The organism is Photobacterium andalusiense (assembly GCF_900185625.1).
Lineage (GTDB): Bacteria > Pseudomonadota > Gammaproteobacteria > Enterobacterales > Vibrionaceae > Photobacterium > Photobacterium aquimaris.
In genome coordinates this window covers 1-1,702 of record NZ_FYAJ01000029.1, presented here as the reverse complement: position 1 = coordinate 1,702, position 1,702 = coordinate 1, and the positions used below count along the sequence as shown (strand labels likewise).

Below are 1,702 nucleotides of genomic sequence, written 5' to 3'. Positions count from 1 at the left end.
TGCTGGAGGTATCAGAAGTGCGAATGCTGACATGAGTAACGATAAAGGGAGTGAAAAACTCCCTCGCCGGAAGATCAAGGGTTCCTGTCCAACGTTAATCGGGGCAGGGTAAGTCGACCCCTAAGGCGAGGCCGAAAGGCGTAGTCGATGGGAAACGGGTTAATATTCCCGTACTTCTTATAATTGCGATGGAGGGACGGAGAAGGCTAGGTGAGCCTGGCGACGGTTGTCCAGGTCCAAGTATGTAGGCTGATGGTTTAGGCAAATCCGGACCATCTTAAGGCTGAGATACGATGTCGAGCTACTACGGTAGTGAAGTCATTGATGCCATGCTTCCGGGAAAAGCTTCTAAGCTTCAGATTATAAGAAATCGTACCCCAAACCGACACAGGTGATCAGGTAGAGAATACCAAGGCGCTTGAGAGAACTCGGGTGAAGGAACTAGGCAAAATGGTACCGTAACTTCGGGAGAAGGTACGCTCCTAGCGGTGATGAGACTTGCTCTCTAAGCTGCCGGGAGTCGCAGATACCAGGTGGCTGCAACTGTTTATTAAAAACACAGCACTGTGCAAAATCGAAAGATGACGTATACGGTGTGACGCCTGCCCGGTGCCGGAAGGTTAATTGATGGGGTTAGACTTCGGTCGAAGCTCTTGATCGAAGCCCCGGTAAACGGCGGCCGTAACTATAACGGTCCTAAGGTAGCGAAATTCCTTGTCGGGTAAGTTCCGACCTGCACGAATGGCGTAATGATGGCCACGCTGTCTCCACCCGAGACTCAGTGAAATTGAAATCGCAGTGAAGATGCTGTGTACCCGCGGCTAGACGGAAAGACCCCGTGAACCTTTACTATAGCTTGGCACTGAACATTGACCCTACATGTGTAGGATAGGTGGGAGACGTTGAAGCAACCGCGCCAGTGGTTGTGGAGTCAATCTTGAAATACCACCCTTGTATGCTTGATGTTCTAACGTCGACCCCTTATCGGGGTTACGGACAGTGCCTGGTGGGTAGTTTGACTGGGGCGGTCTCCTCCCAAAGAGTAACGGAGGAGCACGAAGGTGGGCTAATCACGGTCGGACATCGTGAGGTTAGTGCAATGGCATAAGCCCGCTTGACTGCGAGAATGACAATTCGAGCAGGTGCGAAAGCAGGTCATAGTGATCCGGTGGTTCTGAATGGAAGGGCCATCGCTCAACGGATAAAAGGTACTCCGGGGATAACAGGCTGATACCGCCCAAGAGTTCATATCGACGGCGGTGTTTGGCACCTCGATGTCGGCTCATCACATCCTGGGGCTGAAGTCGGTCCCAAGGGTATGGCTGTTCGCCATTTAAAGTGGTACGCGAGCTGGGTTTAGAACGTCGTGAGACAGTTCGGTCCCTATCTGCCGTGGGCGTTGGATGATTGAGAGGGGCTGCTCCTAGTACGAGAGGACCGGAGTGGACGAACCGCTGGTGTTCGGGTTGTATCGCCAGATGCATTGCCCGGTAGCTAAGTTCGGAATCGATAACCGCTGAAAGCATCTAAGCGGGAAGCGAGCCTCAAGATGAGTCATCCCTAGACCTTTAAGGTCTCTAAAGGGTTGTTGAAGACTACAACGTTGATAGGTCAGGTGTGTAAGTGCTGTGAGGCATTGAGCTAACTGATACTAATTGCCCGTGAGGCTTAACCATACAACACCCAAGGGGTTTTTCTTCTC

General features: G+C 51.8%; 1 rRNA gene. It reads left to right on the top strand.

The features are described from left to right. Nucleotides 1-1,676, top strand: a 23S ribosomal RNA gene (locus PAND9192_RS20140); the annotation flags it as partial. Nucleotides 1,677-1,702 lie beyond the last annotated feature (26 nt).